Source organism: Enterobacter sp. B79-1 (assembly GCF_057444735.1).
In genome coordinates this window covers 1,095,114-1,108,914 of record NZ_JBYAZJ010000001.1, presented here as the reverse complement: position 1 = coordinate 1,108,914, position 13,801 = coordinate 1,095,114, and the positions used below count along the sequence as shown (strand labels likewise).

Annotated in this window: 13 protein-coding genes; 6 read left to right on the top strand and 7 right to left on the bottom strand. The window is 53.5% G+C overall.

The features are described from left to right. The 3 genes from pqiB (at position 1) to rmf (ending at position 2,626) form a co-directional block, all read left to right on the top strand. Positions 1-1,641: an intermembrane transport protein PqiB gene (gene pqiB, locus AC2T6E_RS05455; protein WP_108416024.1), complete on the top strand. Its 1,641-nt coding sequence runs from the start codon at positions 1-3 to the stop codon at positions 1,639-1,641. Beyond that, on the top strand, positions 1,638-2,204 hold the full coding sequence (pqiC, locus tag AC2T6E_RS05450) for a membrane integrity-associated transporter subunit PqiC (RefSeq protein ID WP_212473696.1): 567 nt from the start codon (positions 1,638-1,640) through the stop codon (positions 2,202-2,204). Before pqiB ends, pqiC begins: the two co-directional genes overlap by 4 nt. Before the next feature lie 254 nt (positions 2,205-2,458). Next, on the top strand, positions 2,459-2,626 hold the full coding sequence (gene rmf, locus AC2T6E_RS05445; protein ID WP_010429337.1) for a ribosome modulation factor: 168 nt from the start codon (positions 2,459-2,461) through the stop codon (positions 2,624-2,626). Between the two features lie 71 nt (positions 2,627-2,697). Here rmf and fabA read toward each other — a convergent pair whose 3' ends face one another. Then, on the bottom strand, positions 2,698-3,216 hold the full coding sequence (fabA, locus tag AC2T6E_RS05440) for a bifunctional 3-hydroxydecanoyl-ACP dehydratase/trans-2-decenoyl-ACP isomerase (protein ID WP_010429339.1): 519 nt from the start codon (positions 3,214-3,216) through the stop codon (positions 2,698-2,700). Positions 3,217-3,284: 68 nt separating this feature from the next. Beyond that, positions 3,285-5,045: an AAA family ATPase gene (locus AC2T6E_RS05435; RefSeq protein WP_260663100.1), complete on the bottom strand. Its 1,761-nt coding sequence runs from the start codon at positions 5,043-5,045 to the stop codon at positions 3,285-3,287. Positions 5,046-5,231: 186 nt separating this feature from the next. On the opposite strand from AC2T6E_RS05435, the gene matP reads away from it, so the two are divergent. Further along, positions 5,232-5,684 (top strand): macrodomain Ter protein MatP, encoded by a 453-nt coding sequence (gene matP, locus AC2T6E_RS05430; protein ID WP_010429344.1) that lies wholly within the window; start codon positions 5,232-5,234, stop codon positions 5,682-5,684. Positions 5,685-5,748: 64 nt separating this feature from the next. On the opposite strand, the gene ompA is transcribed toward matP, so the two are convergent. Next, entirely contained in the window at positions 5,749-6,804 is a 1,056-nt protein-coding gene (gene ompA / locus AC2T6E_RS05425) for a porin OmpA (RefSeq protein WP_010429345.1), read from the bottom strand. Between the two features lie 355 nt (positions 6,805-7,159). Continuing rightward, entirely contained in the window at positions 7,160-7,669 is a 510-nt protein-coding gene (sulA, locus tag AC2T6E_RS05420; protein ID WP_089598374.1) for an SOS-induced cell division inhibitor SulA, read from the bottom strand. A gap of 217 nt (positions 7,670-7,886) precedes the next feature. Here sulA and AC2T6E_RS05415 point away from each other — a divergent pair, with 217 nt between their 5' ends. After that, the gene (locus AC2T6E_RS05415) at positions 7,887-8,513 is read left to right on the top strand and encodes a TfoX/Sxy family DNA transformation protein (RefSeq protein ID WP_042719042.1); all 627 of its coding nucleotides are present in this window, start codon (positions 7,887-7,889) and stop codon (positions 8,511-8,513) included. Here AC2T6E_RS05415 and yccS read toward each other — a convergent pair. Together yccS and AC2T6E_RS05405 are read right to left on the bottom strand one after the other, a co-directional pair. Continuing rightward, positions 8,470-10,632, bottom strand: coding sequence for a YccS family putative transporter (gene yccS, locus AC2T6E_RS05410; RefSeq protein WP_089598375.1), 2,163 nt, complete (start codon positions 10,630-10,632; stop codon positions 8,470-8,472). The two genes, AC2T6E_RS05415 and yccS, sit on opposite strands and share 44 nt — an antisense overlap. An 18-nt stretch (positions 10,633-10,650) precedes the next feature. Then, entirely contained in the window at positions 10,651-11,097 is a 447-nt protein-coding gene (locus tag AC2T6E_RS05405) for a YccF domain-containing protein (protein ID WP_100165146.1), read from the bottom strand. Between the two features lie 123 nt (positions 11,098-11,220). On the opposite strand from AC2T6E_RS05405, the gene helD reads away from it, so the two are divergent. Then, entirely contained in the window at positions 11,221-13,275 is a 2,055-nt protein-coding gene (gene helD / locus AC2T6E_RS05400) for a DNA helicase IV (protein WP_486690795.1), read from the top strand. A gap of 58 nt (positions 13,276-13,333) precedes the next feature. On the opposite strand, the gene mgsA is transcribed toward helD, so the two are convergent. Beyond that, on the bottom strand, positions 13,334-13,792 hold the full coding sequence (mgsA, locus tag AC2T6E_RS05395) for a methylglyoxal synthase (RefSeq protein ID WP_008499922.1): 459 nt from the start codon (positions 13,790-13,792) through the stop codon (positions 13,334-13,336). Positions 13,793-13,801 lie beyond the last annotated feature (9 nt).

The following is a 13,801-nucleotide window of genomic DNA, read 5'->3' as shown; positions in this document are numbered from 1 at the left end:
ATGGAAAATAAGAGTGGAGAGGCGAAAGTGCAGAAGGTCAAGAACTGGTCTCCGGTGTGGATTTTCCCCATCGTGACCGCGCTGATCGGTGCATGGATCCTGTTTTATCATTACAGCCATCAGGGACCGGAAGTCACGCTTATCACCACCAATGCAGAAGGTATTGAGGGGGGCAAAACCACCATCAAAAGCCGCAGTGTGGATGTGGGCGTGGTTGAAAGTGCAACCCTGACGGATGATTTGACGCACGTTGAAATCAAGGCGCGTTTAAATTCCGGTATGGAAAAATTGCTGCATGGCGACTCGGTTTTCTGGGTGGTTAAACCGCAGGTAGGACGTGAGGGGATCAGCGGGTTGGGGACGCTGCTGTCCGGCGCTTATATTGAGCTGCAGCCGGGTAAGAAAGGGAGCCAGCCGGCACAATACGAGCTGCTGGACTCTCCGCCGCTTGCGCCGCCGGATGCGAAAGGCATTCGCGTGATCCTGGACAGTAAAAAAGCCGGACAGCTCTCGCCAGGCGATCCCGTGCTGTTCCGCGGCTATCGCGTGGGTTCAGTTGAAACCAGTACGTTTGACGCGCAAAAACGCACCATTAGCTATCAGCTCTTCATCAATGCGCCAAACGATCGTCTGGTCACCAGCAACGTCCGCTTCTGGAAAGACAGTGGGATCGCGGTAGATCTGACCTCGGCGGGTATGCGTGTCGAAATGGGCTCCCTGACCACGCTGTTTGGCGGTGGCGTCAGTTTTGACGTGCCGGAAGGGCAGGATTTGGGCCAGCCGGTTGCAGAGAAAACGGCGTTCAGACTCTTTGACGATCAAAAAAGTATTCAGGATGCGCTCTATACCGATCACGTTGACTTCCTGATGTTCTTTAAGGACTCGGTCCGTGGCCTTCAGCCGGGTGCACCGGTCGAATTCCGCGGCATTCGACTCGGAACGGTTGGACAGGTTCCGTTCTTCGTGCCGGGTCTTCAGCAGATGCTGGATGACGATTACCGTATTCCGGTGCTGATCCGCATTGAGCCGGAGCGTCTGCTCAACCAGATTGGCGAAAATCAGGATATTGCCACCCATATCAGCCAGCTGATGGAGCGCGGTCTGCGAGGCTCGCTGAAAACCGGAAACCTGGTCACCGGTGCGCTGTATGTGGATATGGACTTCTATCCTAAAGCGCCAGCGATTACCGGTATTCGTGAATTCGGGGGCTATAAAATTATCCCAACGGTCAGCAGCGGTCTGGCGCAAATCCAGCAGCGTCTGATGGATACGCTCGATAAGATTAACAATCTGCCGCTTAATCCGATGCTGGAAGCCGCGACCGGTTCGTTACATCAAAGTCAGGCGACGATGCAACGTCTGCAAACGACGCTGGATAATATTAATAAGATCACGGCAAGCCAGTCCATGCAGCAACTGCCGCAGGATATGCAGAAAACGTTGCGTGAACTCAACCGTAGCATGCAGGGCTTCCAGCCGGGTTCAGCGGCGTACAACAAGATGGTGGCCGATATGCAACGTCTTGATCAGGTCTTACGTGAACTGCAGCCTGTGCTGAAAACGCTCAATGAGAAGAGCAACGCACTGGTGTTCGAAGCGAAAGATAAAAAGGATCCTGAGCCGAAGAGGGCTAAACAATGAAAAAATGGCTAGCGATTGCAGGAGCGATGGTATTAACGGCCTGTAGCTCGGGTGGTGATAATAAAAGCTACTATCAGTTACCGCTGACGACCCAGGCGAGCGCACAAAGCACCGCCTCGCAGGGCAACCGTCTGTTATGGGTGGAGCAGGTTGCGGTGCCGGATTATCTGGCTGGCAACGGCGTGGTGTATCAAACCAGCGATGTTCAGTACGTTATTGCTAACAATAACCTGTGGGCCAGCCCGCTGGACCAGCAGTTGCGCAATACGCTGGTGGCGAATCTCAGCAGCCAGCTTCCTGGCTGGGTTGTTGCGTCACAGCCGCTGGGAAGCGACCAGGACACGCTTAACGTCACCGTGACGGGCTTCCACGGTCGCTATGATGGCGTCGTTGTGGTGAGTGGAGAATGGCTGCTGAATCATCAGGGGCAGCTGATTAAGCGTCCTTTCCATCTGGAAATGAAGCAGCAAAAAGATGGATATGATGAGATGGTGAAAGTGCTGGCCCAGGGTTGGGCGCAGGAGTCTGCGAGTATCGCCAGAGAGATTTCCAGACTGCCATAAGTAAAATTCATCGACAAAAGCCGCTATCAGATTTTCGCTGATTGCGGCTTTTTTTTCGTTTTGGCTTCAGGTTGTTACTTGTGCTGCATCACATTTTTTGTACAAATGATCTTCTGCTTAGCTCACAAATATGACACCCGTATGAATTTTGAACGTTGACGCTGAGGCTAATTCGGGTTATTCGTTATCTGTGCTTGCACACTTTGCAATCACTGTTTTCTTTCCACCAGACAAAAGAATGAGGGAAACGAGGCATGAAGAGACAGAAACGAGATCGCCTGGAAAGGGCTCATCAACGTGGTTATCAGGCTGGCATCGCCGGACGTTCTAAAGAAATGTGTCCCTATCAGACTTTGAACCAAAGGTCTCAATGGTTAGGGGGCTGGCGAGAAGCCATCGGAGACAGGGCAGTACTTGCTTGATAGCGTCTCTTTAAAAAAGAAACCTCCGCACAGCGGAGGTTTCGCCTTTCTGAAGCAGCTAAAAGCCGGGCTTAGAAAGCAGAGGTATCCTGGAACAGACCTACTTTCAGATCGTTCGCGGTATAAATCAGACGACCATCTACCAGCACTTCACCATCCGCCAGGCCCATGATCAGACGACGGTTAACGATGCGCTTGAAGTGGATACGGTAGGTGACTTTCTTCGCGGTAGGCAGTACCTGACCGGTGAATTTCACTTCACCCACGCCCAGCGCGCGGCCTTTGCCTTCGCCACCGAGCCAGCCCAGATAGAAGCCAACCAGCTGCCACATCGCATCGAGGCCCAGGCAGCCAGGCATTACCGGATCGCCAATAAAGTGGCAACCGAAGAACCACAGGTCCGGGTTGATATCGAGTTCTGCTTCTACGTAACCCTTATCGAAGTTACCGCCGGTTTCGGTCATTTTCACGACACGGTCCATCATCAGCATGCTTGGGGCCGGTAACTGTGGGCCTTTAGCGCCAAACAGTTCACCACGACCAGAGGCAAGAAGGTCTTCTTTTGTATAGGATTCGCGTTTATCTACCATGTTCTCAGTAAGCCTTATTTTAGTGAAGGACGCAGGATAGCTAACACGTGTACGCTGAACAAGTCCGATCAGTTTGAACTAAACCAACTTAACCAACGTAACGGCCAGGGATAACGATGACGAGCATCCGGCTGTGTTGCCTGAGCAATGCGCTCCTGAATGGTCTGCATCAGCGTGGTTTGACCCTCGCCATCCCATACCAGGTTTGTCAGTAAGGGTAGTGCATCCTCAATGCCTTCGATGGCCCACAGGGTGAATTGTTCCTGTTCCACCGCATCAAGCAGTTCCTGGCTCAGGCTCAAATGGCGTGCGTTTGGCGCAGGGATAATAACGCCCTGTTTGCCGTTTAACCCACGCTGCTGACAAATGGAGAAGAAGCCTTCGATTTTCTCGTTCAGACCACCGACCGGTTGGGCGCGGCCAAACTGATCCACGGAACCCGTAATGGCAATGTTCTGATTAATCGGGACTTCTGCCAGGGCGCTGATCAAGGCGCACAGCTCGGCCATTGAAGCGCTATCGCCATCGACTTCACTGTAGGACTGCTCAAACGTCAGGGACGCAGAGAAGGGGATCTGCTGCTCAAGCTGCAGTTCGGACATCAGGAAAGCTTGCATGATCATCATGCCTTTAGCATGAATGTTTCCACCCAGCTCCGCTTTCCGCTCAATATCCGTAAATTCACCGTCGCCAATGTGAACAACACAGCTGATACGGGAAGGTTCGCCGAATGCACGGGGGTGGCCGGGGAACTCAATTACGGACAAGGCGTTAATCTGACCGATTCGTTCGCCTTCGGTCTCGACCAGAATCTGTTCCAGCAGGATTTCATCCTGCATACGGTCCGCAAGATAGCCTTCGCGCCACTCACGCTGGGCAAGCATCTGGGTCAATTGTTCGCCTGTGAAAGTGCCTTCGCCGCTGATCACACCCACTTCACGCAGCTGTTTGCCGATCCAGAGTGGGCAAAGCGGCAGGGTTTCCTGGTCGCCGGTGTAGCGTACCGCTTCGCGGATTAAGCCCGGCCATGCGTCAGCCGCAGGGGTTGGCAGCGCAAAACGTTCAGCAACGGCCATCACCCACTGGCACCACTGCGCCATATCATCCGCATCGGCAATTTGAATGTTGTCTTCGTATTCGCTGTAAACCGCCTGATCCGCCAGCTCTGGCTCCATTTCCTGGAAGTCGGCCAGAGACTCACGATCCCCCGTCAGCACGACGGTTAGAGAGAGCGGCATTGACGGGATGGATACAGGCAGAGGGCGAGACTCGTCATAGCCTACCCAGTCGAAGCGCTGCTGGCTCACGATTGTTTTCAGACGCATCCACAGCAGCGGTTGCGACATCAGGGTGCGCAGGGAAATAATAAGTACGCCGCCGTTTGCGCGATGCACCAGCCCTGGCTGCAGGGAGAGCTCACCGTTAAACTGACGAAGACAACCAAAGAGTTGTTCTGCTTCGACCCAGTTAGCGGTAACGACTTCGCCCTGCGCTGCAAAACGGTCATCAGCCTGCGTAGCGGGGGCGAAAGTGACATTATGCCCTGTGATACGATACTCGCCGCCGAAAACAGTATTCGCTTCCGGTTTCAGCTCGCGCATGGCATCACCCAGAAGCGTCAAATACTCGGCTTCTTCCGGGGCTTTGAGCAGCATGAAGGGAGATGTTGCCCATGGGCTTAACACCTGCTCCAGCGCGTAATGCAAACGCGGTTGTGTATCGCTAAGTATGAATTCGTGTTCTTGTGCGAGGTCTGGCTGTGCAAACAGTTCCTGATAGCTCTCGGTATCCGGAACCAGGTCACGCCATGCTAGTTTCGTAATGGTCAAAGTTGATGTTTTTTAGTCAGATGTAAAACCGTGGAGTATACCGTAAGCGGGGGGCTCTTCCCAAGCAGGATTGGGGATTTCAATGAGTGAATCTCAAGCGATGTTTCACAGGATATGATTTCTTTTCAGCAGATTGCCAAAAAACTGATATTCTGAACAGAGTTACGTGGTAACACTGAGATCGCAATGAAATATCAACAACTGGAAAATCTCGAAAGCGGCTGGAAATGGAAGTACCTGGTCAAAAAGCACCGTGAAGGGGAGCTGATCACCTGCTACATCGAAGCCAGCGCTGCGCAAGAGGCCGTGGATATTTTGCTGACCCTCGAAAATGAACCGGTACAGGTGAATAGTTGGATTGAGAAGCATATTAATCCCGCCCTGTTAAACCGGATGAAGCAAACTATCCGTGCGCGGCGAAAACGGCATTTTAATGCTGAGCATCAGCACACCCGTAAAAAATCAATCGACCTGGAGTTTATGGTCTGGCAGCGTCTGGCGGGGCTAGCGCAACGTCGAGGAAAAACGCTGTCAGAGACCGTAGTACAACTGATTGAAGATGCCGAGCACAAAGAGAAGTATGCCAGCCAGATGTCGACGCTGAAGAACGATCTTCAGGCTCTGCTGGGTAAAAAGTAGTTTCTTACTGTTCTTCAGACAATAAAAAACCCCGCATGGCGGGGTTTTTTTATAAGACGATAACTTATGCCGCAGGCTGAGTTACAACGTCTTTGATACCTTTAACTTCGATCTCAACGCGACGATCTGGTGCCAGGCAGTCGATCAGTGCAGCGCGAGCTTTCACGTTGTCACAGGTAGAACCGGTCACTGGGTTAGATTCGCCCATACCACGTGGGGAGATCTTGTTAGCTGGGATACCTTTAGATACCAGGTAATCAACTACAGACTGAGCACGTTTCTCAGACAGTTTCTGGTTGTAAGCGTCAGAACCGATACGGTCGGTGAAGCCCAGAACCACTACAGAACCATCTTTAGGATCCAGGTTGCTCAGCTGGGTGTACAGCTGATCCAGTGCCTGCTGACCTTCTGGTTTCAGGGTAGCTTTGTTGAAGTTGAACAGAACGTCAGACTTCAGAGTGAAGTGCTTGGTCTGTACTTCTGGAGCTGGAGCCGGAGCTGGAGCTACGATTGGTGCAGCATCTTCCTGCTGACCGAAACGGTAAGAAACACCAACGCTCAGCATGCCGTTGTCTGGACGAACGCCAACGGTAGCACCGTCACCAATGTTGTTAACCCACTGGTATTCCAGACGGGTAGCGATGTCACGGGTCATAGCCCACTCAACGCCACCAGCGAATACTGGGGAAACACCGGTGTCATGGTCGTCGCCAGCGATGCTGTTGCTGGAGTCTGCACGCCATACCATGCCGCCCAGACGGGTGTACACGTCCAGATCGTCAGTTACTGGGTAACCCAGTTTAGCGGTCAGCTGAACGCCTTGAGCTTTGAAAGCGCCATTGACGTTGTCGCCTTTGTATGGCATACGACCTAACCAGTCGTAACCCATTTCAAAACCAACATACGGGTTAACCTGATAGCCACCGAACGCGCCTGCACCCAGCTGGCTCTCGTGAGTCGGGCCATCGTTGTTCAGGCTGCTGTTGTACCAGCCGGTGTCATGGAACTGAGACCAGCCCAGTTTACCACCTGCATACCAGGTATTATCTTTCGGAGCGGCCTGCGCTACGGTAGCGAAGCCAGCCAGTGCCACTGCAATCGCGATAGCTGTCTTTTTCATTTTTTGCGCCTCGTTATCATCCAAAATTTGCCATGAAGATCTCTGCAGAGAAATCACGGTTAAATCCTTCACCGGGGGGCGTGGTCAAATATAAATCTACCGATATCTTCGGCTTAGGCCGAGCACCCCTGGCGATGTAAAGTCTACAACGTAGATGAAAACTTACAAGTGTGAAGTCTGTCAGGCATATGAAAAAAAAAGTTCCGTATACCTAATATTTAACATTTCTTGAACGAAAATTGTGCAGCAAAATTAACGAGAACCGCTCCAGACAAGCCTTGCCGAAGATTTGACGCGTTGAACTATTTCTGCATCTTATGGTCGAAAAAAATTCCAGGAAAACTCCTAATTTCACTCAATGATACAAATTTGAGTGAATTTTTAGCCCGGAATGTTGTCCTCTGCGGTAAGAATCTGCACGAACCGGTCGCATAATAAACCCCATCGCGTGACCTTCTTCCGCTGCTTCCGTCAGTCTCAAGTGTTCCTCTTCCGACAGTTCATCAGGCAGCCATCCGATCACCACACTGTAATTCCCTGTGCGTAAGGCCCGAATCATTGAATCTACCGTATCGCAGGGTGAGAGTTGGTTAATCTGCATCACTTTCGCCAGCGGCAGACCCGCAGACAGAACCCACTCGCGGCTCAATTTTTGTTGTGGCGTTAGCCAAAGCTGCCAGCGTGATTGCTGACCAAGCTGTTGCAACAGCGGCAGTAATAAGAGTTGCGTTAACAGAGGCTGGTCTTCACGGTAAACCACTTCACTGATAAGCCCTGTAGAATCACGCCCGACGGATTTCTGCGCGACATTGCCAGCGGTAGAAGAGAGAGATGTTGAGCGATTTGCATAGCCTGAAGTGTACATATTCATTCCAGCCCTGTAGTTACTGTATGGATATACAGTAACCCCTGTATGCATAAAGATCAACCTCATTTTCGGAAAGAGACTCGCAAATTTCACCCATTCTTGGTGCGCCATAAAAAATCATCTTGCCCTCCAGCAATAAGTTGCCTATTTTCCTGCTAACGGATCCGTTAGTGAGAAATATCGTTGTTAATAATTGATTTTAAATGGAATTATCATGAAAAAGATATCTTATGAGCGGATTTATAAATCGCAGGAATACCTCTCACCGTTAGGCGAAATTCATCATCGGGCGCTATTCGGTGGGTACACCCTGGCGGTGGATAATGCGGTGTTCGCGATGGTGTCGGAGGGGGAACTCTACCTCCGGGCCTGTGAAGAAAGTGCCAGGTATTGTGTAAAAAACGCCTCTTCGTTTCTGACGCTGATGAAACGGGGCCGTCCCGTCCTGCTTAATTACTATCGGGTGGACGACGGGCTGTGGCAGGACAGGGACAAATTGCTCCAGCTTTCCTCCTTTGCTCTCGACGCGGCAAGGAAGGAGCGCTGCCAGCGCCATCAGCGCAACCGGCTAAAAGATCTTCCGAACCTGACCTTTCAACTTGAGGTGCTGCTTTTAGAAGCAGGCATCACTAATGAGGAAACCTTACGGGAACTGGGCGCCAGGAAATGCTGGTTAAAGATGAGGTCCAAAAACAAGGCCTTAAGTATTAAGGTGCTGTTCGCGCTGGAAGGTGCCATCGAAGGGCTACATGAAGCGGCGCTCCCGGCCGACATTCGCCGGGAGCTGACGGAGTGGTTTAATGCGCTGCCCGAGAGTCAGGAGCATCATTCCTCAAGGTAGCGATCTGCTGCTGCAGCCGGCAGATTTCCGGCAGCAGGGCAATCAGCAGGCCGATTTGCTGCAGGACCAGCGGGGCTTTGTTGTCGGCGCCCGGGTCAAGGTGGGCAATACGTTGGGCCAGTTCATCCAGCGATTGTTGAACGCGCGGCTCATCGGCTGGCCGATGATGAAGCGCATCATCGACGTAGCAGACAGCATCATCCAGTAAGGCGAGAATGCCCGGGTTGGTCAGTTTCTCACGGTGTGCGCCCAACGTAGAAATATAGCTAGTGAACGTATGATTCAGACACAGCAGACGAAAAGCGGTTTCCCGAATTTCCGCGGTGGCGCGCGGTTCCGTGGACATGTTCGAGACCACCGACGCCAGTTCCGCATCGCTGTTATGCGCATCGCGTCGGGCAATGCGATAAGCAAGGCGGTTATCGCGCCCCTGGTGGTATTGCTCAAGGATCGCATCAAGGTACCGGCAGTTTGCATTCATCGCCCTGTCTAACACACGCGGCAAATTACGAAAACGCCAGTCGGGCCAGATGAAACTCACCGCCGCCCAGGCGATAGCGCAGCCAATGAGCGTGTCGATCACGCGGGGCAGGGCAACTTCAAACCCTTCTCCCAGCAGGTTAAAGCACAGTAAAACCAGCAGCGTGATGAACATCGTCGCGTGGGCGTATTGCACATTACGGAAGGCGAAGAACAGTACGCCGGTAATGACGATCAGCACCAGTTGGCCTTCGATGGACGGCACGAAATAGAGCACCGGCAGGCCAATGGCGACGCCTACCAGCGTTCCAATAATACGTAACGCCAGGCGGTGGCGGGTGGCGTTATAGTTGGGCTGGCAGACAAACAGGCTGGTGAGCAGGATCCAGTAGCCGTGGTGTAAACCGGTTATTTGAATAAACGCATAACCCACGCACAGCACCAGTGACATTCTCACCGCGTGACGAAATAGAGCAGATTCCGGCGTAAAATTGCGGCTCAGCCGCAGCCACATGTCGCTAACGCTATGCACGCTGTCATCAGCAAGCTGATTATCGGCATCGTTGCCCGGCATGGCCATCGCCTGCTCGGATTCAATCGTCGCGAGCTGAGCATCGATTGCCCGCAGGTTATTAAGCAAAAACCCCAGTGCTTTTATATGTTCCGGTGCGGTTCCACTGGCCTGCACGCGGTCGATTGCCGCATCAAGATGGCTAAACGCGCGCTCAAACCGCGGGTCATGCTGATAGGGCGTTCGCAGTAAAATTGAACGCGCTAGCTGCTGGCACGCCTGAGACTGCATGGAAAGTAACCGCTGGAAGCGGAACATCACGTCGCTGTAGCGGAACGTTTCACGCAGGGCGGCATACTGAACGTGCGAAGAGCTGGCGCGCTCATGGATGTCCTGAGCGGCAAAGTAGTAGTGAAGTGTTCTTCGCGTCCCGCGTTGGCCGCGGTCTCCGCGCAGTCGGGTCAGCAGGGAGGCTTTGGTCTGGTTCAGCGTGGCGACCAGCTGGCCGTTTGCCAGCGCCAGATCGTAAAGAGGGGCCTGACTTTCCTCTTCGATATCCGGGTCAAACAGCCGGGATTTCAGCTCCAGATAATGAGCCAGCTGCTCATAGCTGCGAGCAAGATTATCCTGCAGAGGGCGCACCGGGAAGATGAGGTGCCCTGTTAACGTCAGCAGGTTATACCAGATGGCCCCCAGCAATAGAAGCACGGGTTGCTGGTACCACTGATCGTACAGCGACACGCCCAGCATGGTGTAAATAGCAATCAGCAGCGCGCCAAATGCGATAGTGGCATAACGCTGTCCAAGCCCGCCGAGCAGAATAAAGCCGCTGGTGGAGAGCGTAAGGCCTAAGGCAAACAGCCAGGGCCACGGGAAGAGCAGCTCGACAGACGCGGACGCAATAAAGAAACAGACAAGAGTGATAACCAGGTTGCGCAGACGCCCGGCCAGACGGTCATCGAGGTCCGCAAGCGCCCCCGCAACCACCCCTAACGTGAGCGGAATCGTGAGCTTAACGTCATTCAGCCACCACGGCAGGGCAACGGTGCCACAGAGAGCGATAAAAATTCTGACGTTATAAAGCCAGATGCTGTTCCAGGTATAACGGCGAAGCAGTGGGCTTAGCATGAGCGCGGCCAGTCCTTATTACTGAAAACGACGGCGAGCATTGGCCTCACGCGCGGCTTGCGCCACCTCAACCGGGACGACCCTACGTCCAACCGGCCACAGGGCAATGACGGCAATTTTAAAGTTCGCGATCCCAACAGGAATGCCAATAATCGTCACGCACTGGGCGATACCGGCAAAAATGTGCATCAGGCACAGCCACCAGCCAAAGAAAATCAGCCACAGAATATTCAGTACGGTGCCGCCGGTATTCATCAGCGCGTTTTTACCTTCCGGGTTCAGCTCATCAACGTGGACAGCCTCATTACCGTAGGGAATAAAGGAGAGTTTGGTGATTTCCCAGCAGGAGCGCGTCAGCGGCAGGGTAAAGATAAGCACGATGCTGACCAGAGTGGCAAAAAGCCAGGAAAGGGTGGTGGCAAAACCGCCCAGCACAAAATTCAACACATTCAGAACGGTACGCATAAACCCTCACTTCCTTTCGATAAAATTAACGCCCACTGATTGTAACGTTTTTTTAGGCTGGAGCACCTTAAAACTGGCAGTTAAACTATCAGGCAAATTATCTCTTCGTGGATCCGGCTGGATATGGAACTGAAAGCAACGTCAATGGGCAAACGCCTGGCTCAACACCCTTACGACAAGGTTGTGCTCCTTAACGCGGGAGTGAAAGTCTCCGGGGAACGCCACGAATATCTCATTCCCTTCAATCAAATGTTGGCGATCCACTGTAAACGTGGGCTGGTGTGGGGCGAGCTGGAGTTCGTTTTGCCTGCCGATAAAGTGGTGCGCCTTCACGGCACCGAGTGGGGGGAAACCCAGCGTTTTCATTACCATCTGAACACACTCTGGCAGCAGTGGAGCCAGGATATGAGCGTGATTGCCGCCCAGGTTTTGCAACAGGTACTGGATGAAATCGCGCAGAGCGATGCCCAACACAAATGGCTCACGCGCCAGCAAACTGCGGGACTGCAGCAAAAAATAAAACAGGCGCTGACTGCGTTGCCGTTCCCCGTAGCGCGTCTCAATGAGTTTGAAAATTGCCGCGATGCATGGCGGAAGTGCCAGGCATGGCTGAGCGATATTGATAAAAGTCGCCTGGCGCATAACCAGGCCTGGACCGATGCCATGCTCACCCAATATGCTGATTTCTTCAGCACGGTCGAGTCATCGCCGCTTAACCCTGCGCAGGCGCGTGCGGTGGTCAACGGTGAACAGTCGCTGCTGGTACTTGCGGGCGCCGGGAGCGGTAAAACCTCGGTGCTGGTGGCTCGCGCAGGCTGGCTTCTGACCACTGGCGAGGCCGTTGCAGACCAGATTCTGCTGCTGGCATTTGGTCGCAAAGCCGCACAGGAGATGGACGAACGTATCCAGGCGAGACTGCATACCCAGGATATCTCGGCCAGAACGTTTCATGCGCTTGCGCTGCATATCATTCAGCAGGGCAGCAAGAAAGTCCCGTCCATCAGTAAGCTGGAAAACGACACGCAGGCGCGCCAGGCGCTGTTCATTAAAACGTGGCGGCAACAGTGCAGTGAGAAAAAAGCACAGGCAAAAGGCTGGCGTCAGTGGCTGGAGGAAGAGCTGAACTGGGCTGTGCCGGAAGGCAGTTTCTGGCAGGATGACAAGCTGGCACGTCGGCTCGGCTCGCGTCTCGATCGTTGGGTCAGCCTGATGCGCATGCACGGCGGTTCGCAGGCCGAGATGATTGAAAGTGCCCCGGAGGCGATCCGCGCGGTGTTTTCAAAGCGCGTGAAGCTGATGGCTCCGATGCTAAAAGCCTGGAAAACGGCACTGAAAGAGGAGAACGCCGTCGATTTCTCCGGGCTTATCCATCAGGCCATTATCATTTTAGAGAAGGGGCGTTTCGTCAGCCCGTGGAAGCACATACTGGTTGATGAGTTTCAGGATATCTCTCCGCAGCGTGCCGCTCTGCTCTCTGCGCTGAGGGCGCAGAACAAACATACGTCGCTGTTTGCGGTGGGGGATGACTGGCAGGCCATCTATCGCTTTAGCGGGGCGCAGCTTTCACTGACGACAGCGTTTCACCACTATTTTGGCGAAGGCGATCGCAGCGATCTGGACACCACCTACCGCTTCAATGCGCGCATTGGCGAAATAGCCAACCGCTTTATTCAGCAGAACCCGCACCAGCTGACCAAACCGCTCAACAGCCTGACGCCGGGGGATAAAAAAGCGGTCACCCTGTTAGCAGAAGATCAGCTTGAGCCGCTACTGGATAAACTGAGCGGCTACGCGAAACCCGACGAACGCATTCTGGTGCTGGCGCGCTATCATCATCTCAAACCGGCCGTGCTGGAAAAGGCCGCTACACGCTGGCCGAAACTGCAGCTTGAATTTATGACAATTCACGCCAGCAAAGGGCAGCAGGCTGATTATGTGATTGTGGTGGGGCTTAAAGAGGGCAGCGACGGTTTCCCGGCCCCGGCCCGCGAGTCGGTGATGGAAGAGGCCCTGCTGCCGGTGCCGGAAGATTTCCCGGATGCAGAAGAGCGACGTCTGCTGTATGTGGCGATAACCCGCGCGCGTCATCGCGTATGGCTGTTGTTCAATAAAGAGGAGCCATCCGTGTTTGTCGATATTCTGAAGAGTATTGATGTGCCGGTGGCGCGTAAACCATAGCGATGTCAGGCAAGATTTTGTAGGCCGGGTAAGGCGCAGCCGCCACCCGGCAAAAAAGCTACTTCAGTCTCTCGGAAAGATAACGCTGGTAGTCCGGAATAAGGATATCAACCGGCGAGTTAAACTGCGGCGATTCAATGATGAAATCCGCCGTCGACAGGTTCGTTGCCACCGGAATATTCCACACCGTCGCCAGGCGCAGCAGCGCTTTAACATCCGGATCGTGCGGAACCGCGTTCAGCGGATCCCAGAAGAAAATCAGCACATCAATTTTCCCTTCCGAAATCTGCGCGCCTACCTGCTGATCGCCGCCCATCGGGCCGCTCAGCATGGCGTTCACTTCGAGACCCGTTTCGCGCTGGATCAGATTGCCGGTTGTACCGGTCGCTGAGAGGGCGTGCTTTTCCAGCAATGACTGATGGCGGCGAACCCAGTTAAGCAGCATTTGTTTACAGTGATCGTGCGCAACCAGAGCAATGTGTTTGCGTTCCGGGAGCGTGCGTGTTGTCAGTTCCATAATCATATC

Coding starts and splice junctions, on each gene's coding strand:
- AC2T6E_RS05405 (WP_100165146.1), bottom strand. CDS start 11,097: ATGCGTACCGTTCTGAATGTGTTGAATTTTGTGCTGGGCGGTTTTGCC.
- rmf (WP_010429337.1), top strand. CDS start 2,459: ATGAAGAGACAGAAACGAGATCGCCTGGAAAGGGCTCATCAACGTGGT.
- sulA (WP_089598374.1), bottom strand. CDS start 7,669: ATGTACACTTCAGGCTATGCAAATCGCTCAACATCTCTCTCTTCTACC.
- matP (WP_010429344.1), top strand. CDS start 5,232: ATGAAATATCAACAACTGGAAAATCTCGAAAGCGGCTGGAAATGGAAG.
- helD (WP_486690795.1), top strand. CDS start 11,221: ATGGAACTGAAAGCAACGTCAATGGGCAAACGCCTGGCTCAACACCCT.
- pqiC (WP_212473696.1), top strand. CDS start 1,638: ATGAAAAAATGGCTAGCGATTGCAGGAGCGATGGTATTAACGGCCTGT.
- fabA (WP_010429339.1), bottom strand. CDS start 3,216: ATGGTAGATAAACGCGAATCCTATACAAAAGAAGACCTTCTTGCCTCT.
- yccS (WP_089598375.1), bottom strand. CDS start 10,632: ATGCTAAGCCCACTGCTTCGCCGTTATACCTGGAACAGCATCTGGCTT.
- AC2T6E_RS05415 (WP_042719042.1), top strand. CDS start 7,887: ATGAAAAAGATATCTTATGAGCGGATTTATAAATCGCAGGAATACCTC.
- pqiB (WP_108416024.1), top strand. CDS start 1: ATGGAAAATAAGAGTGGAGAGGCGAAAGTGCAGAAGGTCAAGAACTGG.
- ompA (WP_010429345.1), bottom strand. CDS start 6,804: ATGAAAAAGACAGCTATCGCGATTGCAGTGGCACTGGCTGGCTTCGCT.
- mgsA (WP_008499922.1), bottom strand. CDS start 13,792: ATGGAACTGACAACACGCACGCTCCCGGAACGCAAACACATTGCTCTG.